General features: G+C 71.0%; 14 protein-coding genes. 10 read left to right on the forward strand and 4 right to left on the reverse strand.

Translation table 11 applies throughout. The features are described 5' to 3' along the window. Window positions 1–50 precede the first annotated feature (50 nt). Window positions 51–2,189, forward strand: coding sequence for an excinuclease ABC subunit UvrB (uvrB, locus tag ACYQ1K_RS06890; RefSeq protein WP_459982087.1), 2,139 nt, complete (start codon window positions 51–53; stop codon window positions 2,187–2,189). Window positions 2,190–2,276: 87 nt separating this feature from the next. Here the strand turns inward: uvrB and ACYQ1K_RS06895 are convergent, their stop codons facing one another. Next, window positions 2,277–3,416, reverse strand: coding sequence for a flavin-containing monooxygenase (locus tag ACYQ1K_RS06895; protein ID WP_459982088.1), 1,140 nt, complete (start codon window positions 3,414–3,416; stop codon window positions 2,277–2,279). Between the two features lie 86 nt (window positions 3,417–3,502). Continuing rightward, the gene (locus tag ACYQ1K_RS06900; RefSeq protein ID WP_459982089.1) at window positions 3,503–5,131 is read right to left on the reverse strand and encodes a LuxR C-terminal-related transcriptional regulator; all 1,629 of its coding nucleotides are present in this window, start codon (window positions 5,129–5,131) and stop codon (window positions 3,503–3,505) included. 65 nt (window positions 5,132–5,196) lie between these two features. Between ACYQ1K_RS06900 and ACYQ1K_RS06905 the strand changes: the two genes are divergently transcribed. Next, window positions 5,197–6,492: an MFS transporter gene (locus tag ACYQ1K_RS06905; protein WP_459982090.1), complete on the forward strand. Its 1,296-nt coding sequence runs from the start codon at window positions 5,197–5,199 to the stop codon at window positions 6,490–6,492. On the opposite strand, the gene ACYQ1K_RS06910 is transcribed toward ACYQ1K_RS06905, so the two are convergent. Beyond that, window positions 6,472–7,527, reverse strand: coding sequence for an AbrB family transcriptional regulator (locus ACYQ1K_RS06910; protein ID WP_459982091.1), 1,056 nt, complete (start codon window positions 7,525–7,527; stop codon window positions 6,472–6,474). The two genes, ACYQ1K_RS06905 and ACYQ1K_RS06910, sit on opposite strands and share 21 nt — an antisense overlap. Before the next feature lie 190 nt (window positions 7,528–7,717). Here ACYQ1K_RS06910 and ACYQ1K_RS06915 point away from each other — a divergent pair, with 190 nt between their 5' ends. The 4 genes from ACYQ1K_RS06915 to ACYQ1K_RS06930 all read left to right on the forward strand — a co-directional run bounded on the left by ACYQ1K_RS06915 (window position 7,718) and on the right by ACYQ1K_RS06930 (window position 11,877). Continuing rightward, a complete protein-coding gene (locus ACYQ1K_RS06915) occupies window positions 7,718–8,695 on the forward strand; it encodes an NAD(P)/FAD-dependent oxidoreductase (protein ID WP_459982092.1) in 978 nt (325 codons plus the stop codon). 98 nt (window positions 8,696–8,793) lie between these two features. Then, the gene (locus tag ACYQ1K_RS06920; protein ID WP_459982093.1) at window positions 8,794–10,053 is read left to right on the forward strand and encodes a glycosyltransferase family 4 protein; all 1,260 of its coding nucleotides are present in this window, start codon (window positions 8,794–8,796) and stop codon (window positions 10,051–10,053) included. Further along, window positions 10,040–10,768, forward strand: coding sequence for a class I SAM-dependent methyltransferase (locus ACYQ1K_RS06925; RefSeq protein WP_459982094.1), 729 nt, complete (start codon window positions 10,040–10,042; stop codon window positions 10,766–10,768). Before ACYQ1K_RS06920 ends, ACYQ1K_RS06925 begins: the two co-directional genes overlap by 14 nt. Further along, the gene (locus ACYQ1K_RS06930; RefSeq protein WP_459982095.1) at window positions 10,765–11,877 is read left to right on the forward strand and encodes a prenyltransferase; all 1,113 of its coding nucleotides are present in this window, start codon (window positions 10,765–10,767) and stop codon (window positions 11,875–11,877) included. Before ACYQ1K_RS06925 ends, ACYQ1K_RS06930 begins: the two co-directional genes overlap by 4 nt. A gap of 63 nt (window positions 11,878–11,940) precedes the next feature. On the opposite strand, the gene ACYQ1K_RS06935 is transcribed toward ACYQ1K_RS06930, so the two are convergent. After that, the gene (locus tag ACYQ1K_RS06935; RefSeq protein ID WP_459982096.1) at window positions 11,941–12,582 is read right to left on the reverse strand and encodes a class I SAM-dependent methyltransferase; all 642 of its coding nucleotides are present in this window, start codon (window positions 12,580–12,582) and stop codon (window positions 11,941–11,943) included. A 23-nt stretch (window positions 12,583–12,605) separates the two neighbouring features. Between ACYQ1K_RS06935 and ACYQ1K_RS06940 the strand changes: the two genes are divergently transcribed. The 4 genes from ACYQ1K_RS06940 to ACYQ1K_RS06955 all read left to right on the forward strand — a co-directional run bounded on the left by ACYQ1K_RS06940 (window position 12,606) and on the right by ACYQ1K_RS06955 (window position 16,559). After that, window positions 12,606–13,133: a 2'-5' RNA ligase family protein gene (locus ACYQ1K_RS06940; RefSeq protein WP_459982097.1), complete on the forward strand. Its 528-nt coding sequence runs from the start codon at window positions 12,606–12,608 to the stop codon at window positions 13,131–13,133. 39 nt (window positions 13,134–13,172) lie between these two features. Next, window positions 13,173–13,700 (forward strand): bifunctional adenosylcobinamide kinase/adenosylcobinamide-phosphate guanylyltransferase, encoded by a 528-nt coding sequence (gene cobU / locus ACYQ1K_RS06945; protein WP_459982098.1) that lies wholly within the window; start codon window positions 13,173–13,175, stop codon window positions 13,698–13,700. A 214-nt stretch (window positions 13,701–13,914) separates the two neighbouring features. Beyond that, window positions 13,915–14,793 (forward strand): LuxR C-terminal-related transcriptional regulator, encoded by an 879-nt coding sequence (locus ACYQ1K_RS06950; protein WP_459982099.1) that lies wholly within the window; start codon window positions 13,915–13,917, stop codon window positions 14,791–14,793. A 59-nt stretch (window positions 14,794–14,852) separates the two neighbouring features. Beyond that, entirely contained in the window at window positions 14,853–16,559 is a 1,707-nt protein-coding gene (locus ACYQ1K_RS06955; RefSeq protein WP_459982100.1) for an AMP-binding protein, read from the forward strand. The last annotated feature ends 63 nt before the right edge of the window (window positions 16,560–16,622 follow it).

The following is a 16,622-nucleotide window of genomic DNA, read 5'->3' on the forward strand; positions in this document are numbered from 1 at the left end:
CTCCTCGAGGCGTTCCGAGACTGTCGGTGCCTGCCCGTACGCTCGACATCATGCGACCAGTGACGGATCTCGAGCGGCGTGTCGCACCGTTCGAGGTGATCTCGGACTTCCAGCCGGGCGGCGACCAGCCGGCCGCGATCGAGGAGATCTCCCGCCGGATCAAGGGCGGGGAGAAGGACATCGTGCTCCTGGGCGCGACCGGCACCGGCAAGACGGCGACGGTGGCCTGGGTGGCCGAGCAGGTGCAGCGCCCGGTGCTCGTCCTGCAGCCCAACAAGACGCTCGCCGCGCAGTTCGCCAACGAGCTGCGGCAGCTCTTCCCCGACAACGCGGTGGAGTACTTCGTCTCCTACTACGACTACTACCAGCCCGAGGCCTACGTCCCTCAGACCGACACCTACATCGAGAAGGACTCCTCCATCAACGAGGAGGTCGAGCGGCTGCGTCACTCGGCGACCAACAGCCTGCTGACCAGGCGCGACGTCATCGTGGTGGCGACCGTGTCCTGCATCTACGGCCTCGGCACCCCCCAGGAGTACGTCGACCGCATGCTCCGCCTCCGCGTCGGGGAGGAGCACGACCGCGACTCGATCCTGCGGCGCCTCGTGGAGATCCAGTACACGCGCAACGACATGTCCTTCACCCGCGGCACGTTCCGCGTCCGCGGCGACACGCTGGAGATCTTCCCGGTCTACGAGGAGCACGCGGTCCGCGTGGAGTTCTTCGGCGACGAGGTCGAGCGGCTCATGACGCTGCACGCGGTCACGGGCGAGGTGCTCACCGAGGACGAGGAGCTCTACGTCTTCCCCGCGACGCACTACGTCGCCGGTCCCGCGCGCATGGAGCGGGCGATCAACGGCATCGAGAAGGAGCTCGAGGAGCAGCTCGCCTTCTTCGAGAAGCAGGGCAAGCTGCTCGAGGCGCAGCGGCTGCGGATGCGCACGACCTACGACGTCGAGATGATGCGCCAGGTCGGCTCGTGCTCGGGCATCGAGAACTACTCGATGCACATCGACGGCCGCTCCCGTGGAAGCGCGCCCAACTGTCTGCTCGACTACTTCCCCGAGGACTTCGTCCTCGTCATCGACGAGTCGCACGTGACCGTGCCGCAGATCGGCGGGATGTATGAGGGCGACATGTCGCGCAAGCGCAACCTCGTCGACCACGGCTTCCGGCTGCCGAGCGCGATGGACAACCGGCCGCTGCGCTGGGAGGAGTTCCTCGACCGCATCGGCCAGACGATCTACCTGTCCGCGACGCCCGGCGACTACGAGCTCGACAAGGTCGGTGGCTCGATGCCGCCGCACGTGGTGGAGCAGATCATCCGCCCGACCGGCTTGGTCGATCCGGAGGTCATCGTCAAGCAGACCAAGGGCCAGATCGACGACCTGATCCACGAGATCCGGCTGCGCACCGACCGCAACGAGCGGGTCCTGGTCACCACGCTGACGAAGAAGATGTCGGAGGACCTGACCGACTACCTCCTCGACGCCGGCATCCGCACGCGCTACCTCCACTCCGAGGTCGACACGCTCAAGCGCGTCGAGCTGCTGCGCGACCTCCGGCTGGGGGAGTACGACGTGCTGGTCGGCATCAACCTGCTCCGTGAGGGGCTCGACCTGCCCGAGGTGTCGCTGGTCAGCATCCTCGACGCCGACAAGGAGGGCTTCCTGCGCTCGGACAAGTCGCTGATCCAGACGATCGGTCGTGCCGCTCGCAACGTCTCGGGCCAGGTCCACATGTATGCCGACAGGATCACGCCGTCGATGGAGTCCGCCATCGACGAGACCAACCGGCGCCGCGCCAAGCAGGTCGCCTACAACGAGGCCAACGGCGTCGACCCGCAGCCGCTGCGCAAGAAGATCGCCGACATCACCGAGATGCTCGCCCGCGAGGACGAGAACACCCAGGCGCTCCTCGAGACGTGGGCCGGCACCGAGGCCAAGGGCCGCGCCGGTGGCGTCCGCAAGAAGTCCCCGACTCCCGTCCTCGGCGACGCCGCCACCGAGGCACGCCAGCACGGTCTCGTCGGCCTGCCCAGTGCGGACCTCGCGCAGCTCATCCAGGACCTGACCGACCAGATGAGGGGTGCTGCCGCGGAGCTGCAGTTCGAGGTCGCCGCGCGCCTGCGTGACGAGATCTCGGACCTCAAGAAGGAGTTGCGACAGATGATGGAAGCGACGAAGTGAGCCCCGCCCGGGCCGCGCATCGGCTGCGTTGTCGTCGCTCGACGTCCCGCTCCGCTTGAAGGACGCCTTCGCTCCTCCGCCTTGCCGCTACGCACCCCGGACGACGCTCACCTCGCCGCTACGCGACGAAGTGAGCCCCGCACGCTCGCTGACGTAGCGCGCCAGATGCCGGGCGATACGTTGGGCATCACGGCCGGCCCCTCCGATGAGCATCGAGTAGAAGCCGCGCTGGAACAGCAGCCCCATGAAGTACAGGCCCGGCACCTCGTGCATGACGCCGCCGTCGTCGGTCGGCCAGCCGTCGGAGCCGGTCACGGGCAGGTGCACGACGGAGAAGTCCTGCCGGTAGCCGGTGCACCACAGCACATTGGCGGCCTCGACGACCGTGCCGTCCTCGAGCGTGGGCAACCCGCCGGTCGCCCCGGTCGTGTGGGCCGGAAGGTGACGCACGCCGGCGGCGGCGAGGTGCTTGGACTTGACCCGGACGAGCGGCGCGGCACCGTTGCGCACCTTCGGCTGCGCCCGACGCCCGAGCGGCGTGCGGGTCGTGAGCACGTGGTTCCAGGCGAACCACAGCAGCGGGAAGGCACGACGGAACCGGAAGGTCCCGATGTCCACGGGGATCTCGCTGCGGATCGGCCCTGAGAGCCACGTCTCGTGACCAGCCGCAACGCATTCGAGGGCCAGGTCGGCGCCGGACTGGCCGGCGCCCACCACGAGCACGGGTCCGGGGAGCAGCTGGTCGGGGCGGTGATACTGACTCGCGTGCAGCTGGCGGATGCCCGGGTCGAGCACGGCTGACACCTCGGGGATCCGAGGAACCCGCTCCCCTCCGGTGGCGATCACCACCGCGTCCGCCTGGAACGCCACGTGGCCGCAGTCGACGTCGAAGGTGCCGTCGTCACGCCGCTCGACCGACGACACGGCGGTGCCGAGGACGAGGTCGAAGTCGGCGGCGTACGCCTCCAAGTAGTCGGCCATGTCGCGACCGCTCGGGAACGACCACTTCGGCGCCGGGAAGGGGCGTCCGGGGAGGCCGTCGCGGTAGGCGGGGGAGTTGAGCAGCAGCGAGTCGTAGCGCTGCCGCCACTGGTCGCCGATGCGTCGGTGCTCGTCGACGAGCACGCAGTCGATGCCGAGCCGGCGTAGATGGTAGGCGGTGGCGAGGCCGCTCTGGCCTGCGCCGATGATGACGGTGGTGACCCGTCGGGTTCCGGTGCTGTTCATGGCCTCGACGCTAGGAGCGCCGGTCGTGCTGTCGCGTCGGGCGACCTACCCATCCTCCATGAGGCCCGATGGGTCGAACTGTGCAGTCAGCCGAGGAGACCGTGGTCGTAGGCGTACGCCGTCGCCGCTGTCCGCGACGAGAGCCCCAGCTTGGTGTAGACGTTGGCGAGGTGCCGGGCGACGGTCTTCTCGCTCAGCACCAGCGACTCCGCGACGGCGCGGTTGGACAGCCCGGTCGCGACCAGACGGATGACCTCGACCTCCCGGGCCGTCAGACCGTCGGGCAGGGCAGCCGAGTCGCTCGCCGCAGGGCCGAGCGCTGCCGCATCGGCAGCCGCCCCCAGCGCCTCGAACGCGTCACGCGCCGCCTCTCGCTCCAACGCGGCCGCCTCGGCGTCCCCGAGCTGGTCGAGCGCCTCGCCGAGGCGCGCGCGGACGCGGGCGACGTGGTACGGCATCGCGAGCGACGCGAAGGAGGCCAGTGCCGTCCGTAGGCATGTCAGGGCCTCCGCCGGCGCGCCGGCAGCCAGGGTCACGATGCCCTTCGAGGCAGCGGCGTGGCCGGCCAGGACCGGCGAGTCGAGGGCGGTGGCCAGCTCGGCGAGCTCGTCAGCCGCTCGCCGGCCGGCCTCGAGGTCGCCAGCGGCCACCATGACCTCCACGTGCGCCGTCAGCACGTCCGGCCGGTCCAGTCGGCCCTCCTCGGCGACGAGCCGCCGCGTGGCGGCCGCCGCAGCGTCGAGGCGGCCCTGGGCCAGCCGCATCAGAGCGAGGCCGGGCTCGGGCTGCCGGCCTGCGGTGTTCGCCTTCCGGTAGGCGCCCTCAGCGGACGCGTAGTCGCCGCGCAGCCGATGCAGCTCGCCGACGTGATACCAGGCGTCGCCCTGCGGCGGCCCCACCAGGTGGGCGCAGGCCAGTCGGCCCTGGGCGTCGGCGTCCGGCCACGCACCCTCGAGCGTCAGCACCTGCGTGCGATGCACCAGACACTGGCCCCGGTAGGGCACCAGCCCCGACTGGTGCTCGCACCAGGTGGCGAGCGCGGTCGTCCACTCGGCCGCGCGGCGTACGTCGTGGAGGCTGAGACAGGCGGCGAGCACCGCGCAGTAGGCGAGCCCCGCGACCGTCGGGGTGAGCTCGTCCGCCTCGACGGTCGCCATCACCTCGTCGAGCCGCGGCAGCGCCTCGGCGCCGCGGCCGAGCCGGATCAGCGCCATGCTGGCCGCGAGCAGCCCCATCACATGCAGGTCCGGCGCGCCGAGGCGGCGACCCGCCGCGACCGCCGTGCCGGCCAGCTCGAGCGCCTCCTCGAGATGCCCCGTCTCGACGAGGTGACGCGCCTCGAGCGTCGCGGGGAGCATCGCGACGGACTCCTCGACGTCGTGCTCCTCGATGATCGTGCGTGCTCGCGCGAGCCATCCGGCCGCTCGGGCGTGCTCGGCGCCGAGGTAGAGCATCCACGCGTGCCAGAACGCGGTCTCCGCTGCCGCGGTCCAGTCCTCGCGCTCGATCGCGGCCCGATGGCCTCGAGCCAGCGTCTGCAGGCTCCCGTCCCGGTCGCCGGCCAGGAACTGCGCGATCCCCAGCCGGCGCAGGTCGTCCCCCTCAAGCGATTCCCGGAGTGGCGACTCAGTCTCGGCGAGGCTCAGAGCCGCGACGCAGGCCGGCCAGTCGCGGGCGTCGTACGCCCGCCGACCGCGCTCGAGCGCCTCGACCATGAGGCGGAGACTACGCCGAGAGGCCGGTCCGGGGTGAGCCCGATCACGGGCGTACGCTGGCAGGAGTGAGCGACACCTCCACCACCCCGAGCCGAGCCTGGGTGGTCTGGGGCGTCGCGATGGCGGCGTACTTCCTCGCCGTCTTCCACCGCTCCTCGCTCGCGGTGGCGGGCCTGCTGGCCGCGGACAGGTTCCACATCTCGGCGGCGCAGTTGGCGACGTTCACGACGCTCCAGCTCATCGTGTACGCCGGGATGCAGATCCCCGTCGGGGTCCTCGTCGACCGCTTCGGGCCACGCAGCGTGATGCTGAGCGGGATGCTGGTGATCAGCGTGGCCCAAGCAGGGTTCGCCGTGGCCGACAGCTATCCGCTCGCGCTGCTGGCCCGCGTGTTCGTCGGCATGGGCGACGCCATGACGTTCATCTGCCTCCTGCGCATCGTGGCCGCCTGGTTCCCCCCGCCACGGATCCCGCTGATGACGACGCTCTCGGGCACCCTCGGCCAGCTCGGCTCGATCGTGGCCGCCATTCCGATGACGTGGGCGCTCGGCACGCTCGGCTGGACGACGGCCTACCTGATCGCGGCCGTCGCGGGGCCTCTCGTGGCCCTCCTCGGCCTCTTCCTGCTGCATGACGCGCCCGGGCAGTTGCACGTTCGCGGGGTGAGCCAGTCGATGCGCAACGTGCTCGCCGGCATCGCCGAGTCGTGGCGCCATCCCGGCACGCGGCTCGGCTTCTGGATGCACTTCACCACGCCGTTCAGCTCCAACGTGCTCGCGCTGCTCTGGGGACTGCCGTTCTTCGTCCGGGGCGAGGGGCGCAGCGACCATGCCGCCGGCCTGCTGCTCACCGTGATGACCGCGACGGCCATGGTCGTCGGGCCGCTGCTGGGCTGGGCGATCGGCCGTGAGCCCTGGCACCGGTCGACGCTCGCGCTGTGGCTGATCCTCGGGACCATCGGGGTGTGGAGCGTCGTGCTGCTCTGGCCCGGGGCCGCGCCGCTGTGGCTGCTCGTCGTGCTGGTGATGGTCTGCGGTGCCGGCGGCCCGGCGTCGATGATCGGCTTCGACGTCGCTCGCACGTTCAACCCGGCCCACCGGCTGGGCAGCGCCAGCGGCATCGTCAACCAGGGCGGCTTCATCTCCTCGCTCATCCTCGTGCTCTCGATCGGCTGGGTCCTCGACTGGCGCACGCCGGGGAGCGGGTCGAACTACACCGCCGACGCATTCCGGTGGGCGATGAGCCTGCAGTACGTCCTGTGGGCGGTCGGGCTGACCCAGATCGTCCGCTACCGGCGCCGGGCACGGGCCACCACGACCGGCGCCGCCCTGCGGCCGGCCTCATCGTCGAGGAGCACGTGAGAGCAGCCTGGCCAGCAGCGGAGTGAGGGCGAGGATGACGAGCAGCCTGACGAGCTGCACCGCCATGACATAGGTCGTGTCGGACCCTGAGTCGGCGGCTGTTGCCAGCACCGCGAAGAGGCCGCCGGGAGTGGTCGCGAGGTAGGCCGTGAGGCCGCTGACCGGTGTCAGCAGCGCGAGCAGCGAGCCCATCAGTGCGGTCGCGACGACCATGCCGACCAGGAGCAGCAGGACCGTGGGAAGCATCCGCGTGATCGAGGCCAGACTGGCGCGGGTGAACCGCAGGCCCACCTGCATGCCGATGAGCGCATAGGCCAGCCACTGCAGGACCACCGGCACGGCGACCGTCCCGAGCCAGCCGCTGGAGGCCAGCACCGCGGCCACCGCGAGTGGCGCCAGCAGGATCGAGGTGGTGACGGGCACGACGCGGGCGATGGCCACGCCGACGACCAGTGAGATCGCGACGAAGACCAGGTCGGCGAGCAGGTCGGTGTGGCTCGCCGCCAGGGTGCCCCGCCCGCGGCGAGGGTGGAACACGAGGGCGGTGACGAGCGGCATCAGCACCAGGACGAGGAGGACCCGGAGGTACTGCACGACGGTGACCACCCGGTCGTCGGCGCCGAGGTCGCGCGCGACCGCGACCACCCCCGATGCGCCGCCCGCGATCATCGCGAACGCTCCGGTCACGCGAGAGACGTCGGGGCGCAGGGCAAGGAGTCCGCCGGCTCCGAGGCTGATCAGCACCGTGCCGATGGTGACGAGGGCGATCGGGATCGCCTCCGCGCCCATGGCGGAGAGCGCGCCGAGGCTGACCGTGGAGCCCACGACGACGCCGATGAGGGCCTGGCCCAGCCGGAACGAGGACGGCGGGAGCCGCAGGTCGGTGGCCGAGGTGAGGGCATGGACCATGCCGCCGAGGAGCGACCCGAACATGACGGCCGACGGCAGTCCGAGCAACCCGAAGACGACGCTGGCGACGACCGTCACCGAGACGACGAGCGCGAGTCCCTGCGCTCGGGTCCTCTCCGCGGTCATCGAGGCGATCCTACGAGGCGCCTCCGCGCGGCCGGCTGGCGATCCCGATGATCCGCGAGATCACCAGCGCGACGTAGAGGACCCCGGCGACCTGCTCGATCATCGAGATGGAGCGGGCGTGCCCGAGCACCGCCGGCGCCGCCCGCGTGTCTCTTGCCGCGCCACGACTCGAAGGTGAAGGATCGCGAGCGTGACGGAGCCCGCACAGGTCGACGCCGACCTCCTCGTGATCGGTGCCGGCCCGACCGGCTTGTTCGCCACCTACTACGCGGGGTTCCGCGGCCTGCGGGTCGCGGTGGCCGACTCTCTGCCTGAGCTGGGCGGCCAGATCACCGCCATGTATCCGGAGAAGCAGATCTTCGACGTCGCCGGCTTCCCCGCGGTCAAGGGCCGCGACCTCGTCGAGGCGCTCGTGGAGCAGGCCGCGACCGCGGAGCCGACGTACCTCCTGGGGCGGACGGCGACCGGGCTCACCGAGCGGGGGGACTCCCTCGTCGTGACCTTCGACGACGGCACCGTCGTCGTCGCGGCGGCGGTCCTCATCACCGCGGGCATCGGCAAGTTCACCCCGCGCCCGCTTCCGGCGGGCGACGGCTGGCTCGGACGCGGGCTGGAGTTCTTCGTCCCCTCCTTCGCGCCGTACGCCGGCAAGGACGTGATCATCGTCGGGGGCGGCGACACCGCGTTCGACTGGGCGATGCACCTCGAGCCGATCGCGTCCTCGGTGACGCTGGTGCATCGGCGCGACGCGTTCCGGGCGCACGAGCGCACCGTGGCCGCGGTGCGCGCCTCGAGCGTGGAGATCCTCACTCCTGCTGAAGTCACCGCTCTGCACGGCGACCGCGGCGTCGAGGAGGTCGACCTCCGCGTTGCCGGTGAGCCCGTCACCCGCAAGGCGCAGGCGGTGATCGCGGCCCTCGGGTTCGTGGCGGACCTCGGGCCGCTGCAGGCGTGGGGCATCGAGACCGCGAAGCGCCACGTCGTGGTCGACCAGGCGATGCGGACCAGCTTCTCCCGCGTCTTCGCCGCGGGCGACGTGACGGAGTATCCCGGCAAGGTCCGGCTGATCGCCGTCGGCTTCGGGGAGGCGGCCACTGCCGTCAACAACGCCGCGGCCGTGATCGACCCCACGGCGCACGTCTTCCCGGGCCACTCGAGCGAGGCGTGAGGCCGCGACCGCTAGGGTAGAGGCTCGTTAGCTACTGGCCAGTACGTAAAGGGCGGTCGTTGAAGGTCGAGCGTCATGGGCGTGAAAGGGTTCGGGCCATGCGGATCGCGCTGCTCTCCTACCGCAGCAAGGCCCACGTCGGCGGCCAGGGCGTCTACGTGCGGCACCTCTCCCGGGAGCTGGCCGCGCTCGGCCACACGGTCGAGGTCTTCTCCGGCCAGCCCTACCCGGAGCTCGATCCTGGCGTGGGCCTGACGAAGGTGCCCAGCCTCGACCTCTACCGGGAGGCGGACCCCTTCCGGACGCCTCGGCTGGGGGAGTTCCGCGACCTGGTCGACGTCGGGGAGTTCCTCACGATGTGCGCCGGCGGCTTCCCGGAGCCGCGGACGTTCTCCCGGAGGGTCGCCAGGCTGCTCGCCGGCCGTGCCCAGGACTTCGACATCGTCCACGACAACCAGACATTCGGCAGGGCGCTGTTGGGCATCGAGTCGCACGGAGTGCCGCTCGTCGCCACCCTCCACCACCCCATCTCCATGGACCGCCGCATCGAGCTTGCGGCCGCTCCGACCTGGCGGCGGCGGTGGTCGGTGCGGCGCTGGTACGGCTTCCTCCGCATGCAGCGGCGGGTCGCGCGACGCGTCCGGATGATCCTGACGCCGTCGGAGGCGTCCGCACGCGACGCGGTGCGCGAGTTCGGGCTCGACGCCGACCGCGTCCGCACCATCCTGCTCGGCGTCGACGAGCGGTTCGTGCCGCCCACCGCGCCGCGCGTGCCGGGCCGGATCCTGGCCATGGCCAGCGCCGACGCTCCGTTGAAGGGCATCGCGACCCTCCTCGAGGCGTTCGCCAAGCTGCGCACCGAGCGCGACCTCCACCTCGTGCTGGTCTCGAGCCCGAAGCCGGGCGGCGTCACCGAGCGGCTCATCGACCAGCTCGGCATCGCCGAGCATGTGCGCTTCGTGAAGGGTCTCACCGATGAGCAGCTCGTCGAGCTGATGGGCTCGGCCGAGGTCGCGTGCGTGCCGTCGCTCTATGAAGGGTTCTCCTTGCCCACCGCTGAGCTGATGGCCTGCGCGACCCCGCTGGTCGTCTCGCGCGCCGGGGCGATCCCCGAGGTCGTCGGCCCCGACGGGCTCGCCGCCGACCTGGTGCGACCGGGTGACGTCGCCGAGCTCACCGCCGCGCTGGAGCGACTGCTCGACGACCCGGAGCGCCGGGCGCGGCTGGGTGCCGCCGGGCGGCGTCGCGTCGAGGAGCTGTTCAGCTGGAAGGCCGTGGCTGCCAAGACGGTCGCGGCCTATGAGGAGGCCATCGCCCAGTTCCGGGCTGAGCAGAAGGAGAGCCGTGCTCACCGTTGACTTCGACCGTCTCGGCGTCCGTCCGGGCGACCGGTTGCTGGACATGGGGGCTGGTGCCGGCCGGCATGCGTTCGAGGCCTACCGGCGCGGCGCGGACGTGGTCGCCTTCGACCAGGACGCCGACGAGCTGGCGACGGTGCGGGAGTGGTTCGCGGCGATGAAGGACGCCGGCGAGGTCCCCGCCGGCGCGGAGGCCGACGTGAAGGAGGGCGACGCGCTCGCGCTGCCCTTCGCCGACGGCGAGTTCGACCGGATCATCGCCGCCGAGGTGCTCGAGCACATCCCGGCCGACATCCAGGCCATCACGGAGCTCGTGCGGGTCCTGCGGCCCGGCGGGACGCTGGCGGTCAGCGTCCCGCGCTGGTTCCCCGAGATCGTCAACTGGAAGCTGTCGGAGGAGTATCACAGCAACCCCGGCGGCCACATCCGCATCTACACCGAGGAGGAGCTGCGCGACAAGGTCACCCGAGCCGGCCTCGCCTTCGACGGTCGCGGCTATGCGCACGGGCTCCACTCGCCGTACTGGTGGATCAAGTGCGCCGTGGGCGTGCGCAACGACGACCACCCGCTCGCGAAGGCCTACCACCGGCTGCTGGTCTGGGAGATCGTGAAGAACCCCAAGCCGCTGCAGTGGGCGGGCAAGGTGCTCGACCCGCTCATCGGCAAGAGCCTGGTCCTCTACTTCACCAAGCCGGTCGACGCGGACGCCGCGTGAGGGTGCCCGTCCCGTATGTCGACGGCGTCGTGTCGGCCGAGCAGGTCGTCGCCACCGCCGCCTCGATCAAGGCGATGCAGGAGCCGTCGGGGGCGATCCCGTGGACGAGGGGCCAGCACGCCGACGCCTGGAACCACGTCGAGGCGGCGATGGGCCTGCTCGTCGGCGGCGAGGTGGAGGCGGCCGAGCGCGCCTACCGGTGGGCGGCCGCGCAGCAGCGCGCTAACGGGTCGTGGCCGATGAAGATCGTCGACGGCACCGTGACCGACCCTCGTGGTGACAGCAACTTCTCGGCCTACCTCGCCGTCGGGCTCTGGCACCACTGGCTGATCCGTAGCGACCTCACCTTCGTGCGCCAGCTGTGGCCGTCGGTGCGAGCGGGCCTGGACTGGGTCGTCTCGCTGCAGGTGTCGTTCGGCGGCATCCTGTGGACACCCTCGGAGGAGCTGTGTCTGCTCACCGGCTCCGCCTCGATCTATCAGTCGCTGCGCGCAGGAGTGGCGCTGGCCGACCTCGTCGGCGAGCCCCAGCCCGAGTGGGAGCTGACCGGCGGCCGGCTCGGTCACGCGCTCCGGCACCACCGGGAGCTCTTCGCCGACAAGTCGACCTTCTCGATGGACTGGTACTACCCCGTCCTCGGCGGCGCCGTCCGCGGCCTCGAGGGGTTCGAGCTCATCCAGGCGAGCTGGGACACCTACGTCGTCCCCGGGCTCGGCGTGCGCTGCGTCGACACCAACCCGTGGGTGACCGGCGCCGAGACCTGCGAGCTGGTGCTCGCGCTCGACGCGCTCGGCGACCACGACCGGGCGATCGTGCTGCTCGCGGACGTCCAGCGTCTGCGGGCGGCTGACGGCGGCTACTGGACGGGCTGGGTCTACGACGACCCGTCGTACCCCAACGACAATCCGGACGTCTTCTGGCCCGCCGAGCACACGACGTTCACGGCCGCGGCGATGATCCTGGCGGTCGACGCGCTGGGGGAGCGGTACGGCGCCGCCACTCCGGGCTCCGGGATCATGCGGGGCACCTCGCTGGCGCCCGACTTCCCCGAGCTCGCGCTGGAGTGCGGCTGCGTCTCGTCCTCTCTGCGTGGGGGAGCCCGGCGCTGAGAGGGCCGGATCGCTCGGCTCTCGGGCTCCGAGCGCATCGTCAGAGCCGTCGAGGGCGCCGCCTCAGAGCCGCCGCAGCACCCGCATCGACCCGAGGGCCTCGACCTCGACGAACTCGCCGCTCGCGAGCGCCGGCAGATAGATCTGCTCGTACGGCGGTCGCCCCCCGTCGGCCGGGTCGGGGAAGACGTCATGGATGAGGAGGAGACCGCCGGGCATGACGTGCGGCGCCCACCCCTCGTAGTCGTCGCGGGCCGGCTGCTCGCCGTGGCCGCCGTCGATGAAGAGCAGGGAGAGCGGCGTACGCCACCACCGGCTCACCGTCGTGCTCCGGCCGACGATGGCGACGACCTGCTCCTCGAGTCCCGCCCGCTGAAGGGTGCGCCGGAAGACAGGCAGCGTGTCCATCAGGCCGGTCTCGGCGTCGACGAGGGTGGCGTCGTGGTGCTCCCAGCCGGCCTGGTTCTCCTCGCTGCCACGGTGATGGTCGACGGTGAAGACCGTCCCGCCGGTCTCGCGGGCGGCCGCGCCGAGGTAGATCGCCGACTTGCCGCAGTAGGTCCCGACCTCGAGCGCAGGGCCGTCCGGCAGCCGGCGTACGGCATGCCGGTAGAGCAGCGCGCCCTCGTCCGGCGGCATGAACCCGGTGGCCGACAGGGCGTGGTCGAGCAGGTCCTCAGGGAGGTCGGGGGACGTCGGCGTCACGTGAGGACCCTAGGGTGTCAGCCATGCAGGCGACCCCGGGGCACAGCGTGCTCGTTGTGCCGGTCCCGGAGCTGGAGTCCTTCGTCGTCGAGCGCACCCGGCACTACGACGAGTCGTTCCTGTCGGCCGACCCGTCCTTCGTGCATGCCCACATCACGCTCCTGGCGCCCTGGGCGGCCGACCCCACAGCCGAGGACCTCGCGATGGTGGCGAAGATCGCCGCGACCACGGACCCGTTCGACTTCGTGCTCTCCGAGCTGCGGACCTTCGCGGGCGGCACGCTCTATCTCGATCCGGTCCCGGCGGAGCCCTTCGCCTCGCTGACGGCGCAGCTGGTGGCAGCCTTCCCGCAGCTTCCGCCGTACGGAGGTCTGTTCGAGCCGGTCCCGCATCTGACCGTCGACCACCTTCTCGGCGGCGCGGACCTGGACTCGACCCGCCAGGCGCTCGGCGATCTGGTGCCGGCGCGATGCCGGGCCGACCGGATCAGCCTGCAGTGGTATGCCAACCACGACTGCCGCACTCTCGCCGACTGGAGGCTCGGCCGGTGAGGGTGTGTCGATGAGGCCGGCGTCGATGAGAGGGGCGAGATGAAGGTCCTGGTCACTGGGGGAGTGCGCTCCGGCAAGTCCCGGCATGCCGAGTCGCTGATGACGGGCGCGGGCACGGTGACCTACGTTGCGCCGGGGCCCGTCCCGACCCCGGAGGACGCCGACTGGGCCGCCCGGGTCGCGGCGCATCAGGCCACCCGGCCGCCGCACTGGCTCACCGAGGAGACGCGCGACGTGGCCGCGGCGGTGCGCGCGTCGACGGGCCCTGTGCTGGTCGACTGCCTGGGGACCTGGGTGACGGGCGTCGTCGACGAACGGGATCTGTGGGAGGCGCCGTCAGGCGAGGTCGCCCGCGTCGTCGACGAGCTGCTGGAGACCCTCGTCCACGCGGTGGCCGCCGCGTCGTCGGACGTCGTCCTGGTGACCAATGAGGTCGGCCTGGGGGTCGTCCCAGCGCATCGGTCCGGGCGCCTCTTCCGCGATCTCCTAGGCATCGTCAACCAGCGCGTCGCCACGGTCTGCGACGAGGTCCACCTCGTGATCGCCGGTCGGGTGCTGCGCCTGTGAGGATGCGTACCTGATTTGAGGTAGGTGCGCAGCGTCCTACGCAAGAACAGAAGACGAAACCCTGTCGCTGCTGGCAATCTTTTGCTTGGGGCGCTGTTGGCCCGAGAACTATCCGCGCCCCGCCCATGCCGGATCCCCATCTCGGCAGGGGACGTCGTCCCGGTCCTTCGGGGGAAGGGCCGGGGCGGTCGTCCGTCGTGCGCTTCCTTCGATAATGTCTGCGACGGCTGGCCCGAAGGGGGTGCGTGCGGTGGTGGCGGAGGTGCTCGAGCGGTCGATCGCCCAGGGCGTCGCCCGGCTCCGACGCGAGACCGGGGTCGACATGGCGTTCGGAGGGTCCTCCGAGCCCCGTCGCGCGATGTCCGTCGTGCTGCGCAGCTTCGACGGCAACCTCGGTCGGACGCTGCGAGACCTTCGCGTCGATGTCGGTCGGGGTCTGGGCGGTCGGGCTCTCGCCCTGGCCAAGCCGGTCGGGGTCTCGACCTACCTGGATGCTCGCAGCATCGACCACACCTACGACGGCGCCGTCAGTCCGGAGCGGATCCAGAGCGTGGTGGCGGTGCCGATCATGGTCGAGGGTCGTCCGCATGGTCTGCTCTACCTGGCCGCGCGACAGGTGACCGACTTCGGAAGCGCCCTGGTGGGCCGGGCGCTCGCGGTGGCACGCGACGTCGAACGTGACGTCCTCGTGGAGGTTGCCGTGCAACGACGACTCGCGGAGGCGACGAGCGTCCTCGAGGATCGAGCACCTGTCGGTGCGCTCGTCGACGTGGCCGCGGAGCTTCGCCGCGTGATCGAGACGACCAGCGACGAGGCCGCGCGCGACCGACTGGAAGCGTTGTCCGAACGGCTCACCGCCCTGGTCGGCGGTCGCCCGTCCGTCGAGCGCCCACTCCGACGGGGGCTCACACAGCGCGAGGTGCAGGTCCTCGAGATCGTCGGGCGCGGAGGCACCAACGCCCAGGTCGCCCTCGAGCTCGGTCTGAGGGCCGAGACCGCGAAGGCCTACCTCAAGAGCGCCTCGCGCAAGCTCGGCGCGCGCAACCGGGTCCACGCGGTGCACCTGGCTCGTGCCGCCGGCCTGATCGCCTGACCAGCCCTCACCCCCGTTTGAGGGTGTTGCCCGCCGTCGCTTTGGCCGAGCATGGCGGTGTGACCCCCACCACAGCCCTGCGCACGGCACGCGACTTCCTGACGGACCACCGGACGAGCTACCACGAGGCCTTGGACGGGTTCGTGTGGCCCGATGTCGGAGGGACCTTCAACTTCGCGCACGACTGGTTCGACGAGTTCGCCGTCGGGAATGACAAGCCAGGGCTCGTCATCGTCGAGGAGGACGGATCGCGGTCGAGCTTCACCTTTGACGAGCTCGCACGCCGCTCGGACCAGGTGGCCGCCCACCTCGCAGCGAACGGCATCGGGCGCGGCGACAGCGTGGTCATCATGCTCGGCAACCAGGTCGAGCTGTGGGAGAGCATGCTGGCGGTGATGAAGCTGGGGGCGGTGATCATGCCGACCACCACCGCGGTCGGCACCACCGAGCTGGTGGATCGGCTCGGGCGTGGCGCCGCGAAGGCGGTCATCTGCAACGCTGCCGACGTCGCGAAGTTCGACGGCGTGCCGGGTGACTATGTGCGGCTGGTGGTGGGGAGCGGCGAGCAGTCGGAGGGGTGGACGCCGTACGCCGCGGCGTACGCGATCAGTGATCCGACCGTCCAGCATCCCGGCAACTCGAGCACCGACCGCCTGCTGCTCTACTTCACGTCGGGGACGACGAGCCGTCCCAAGCTGGTCGAGCACACGCACATCTCCTACCCCGTCGGACACCTCTCCACGATGTACTGGCTCGGGCTGCAACCCGGCGATGTCCACCTGAACATCTCCAGCCCGGGCTGGGCCAAGCACGCCTGGTCGAACTTCTTCGCGCCCTGGCTCGCCGAGGCGACCGTGTTCGTCTACAACTACGCTCGGTTCGACCCGGCCGCCCTTCTGGCTCAGATCCGGGAAGAGGAAGTCACGACCTTCTGCGCGCCTCCCACGGTGTGGCGCATGCTCATCAATGCCGACCTCTCCGGCGGGCCCGGGATGCTGCGCGAGGCGATCGCGGCCGGTGAGCCGCTCAACCCCGAGGTCATCAGCCAGGTCGAGAAGCACTGGGGACTCACGATCCGCGACGGCTTCGGCCAGACGGAGACGACCGCCAGCATCGCCAACACCCCGGGGCAGCCGGTGAAGGCCGGCTCGATGGGACGCGGGCTGCCGGGGGTTCCCGTCGTGCTCGTGGACCCGACCGACGGCACCCTCGTGGAGGGCGTCGGCGAAGGCGAGATCTGCCTTGATCTCTCCCGCCAGCCGCTGACCCTGATGACCGGCTACCAGGGAGATCACGAACGGAACGAGGAGGCGATGCGCGGTGGCTTCTACCACACCGGCGACGTCGCCGCCCGTGACGAGGACGGATACATCACCTATGTCGGCAGGACCGACGACGTCTTCAAGGCCTCCGACTACAAGGTCAGTCCGTTCGAGCTCGAGTCGGTCCTCATCGAGCACCCGGCCGTCGCCGAGGCGGCGGTGGTGCCGGCACCGGACCCGGTCCGACTCGCGGTGCCCAAGGCCTACATCGCGCTCGTCGACGGTCACGAGCCGAACGCCGAGACGGCGAAGTCGATCCTCGCCTACGCCCGGCAGAACCTCGCGCCGTTCCTCCGTGTGCGGCGCATCGAGTTCTACGAGCTGCCCAAGACGATCTCCGGCAAGATCCGTCGCGTCGAGCTTCGCCGACGGGAGGAGGACGTCGTGGACGACCGGCCGCCGGGGGAGTACCGCGACGACGACTTCCCCGAGCTGAAGGGCTGACGCCGCTCAGCTCGGGTAGCGACCAGGTCCGAACGACGGGCCGGGGGACGAAGGCCCTTGACC

This window comes from Nocardioides sp. AN3, from assembly GCF_054653495.1.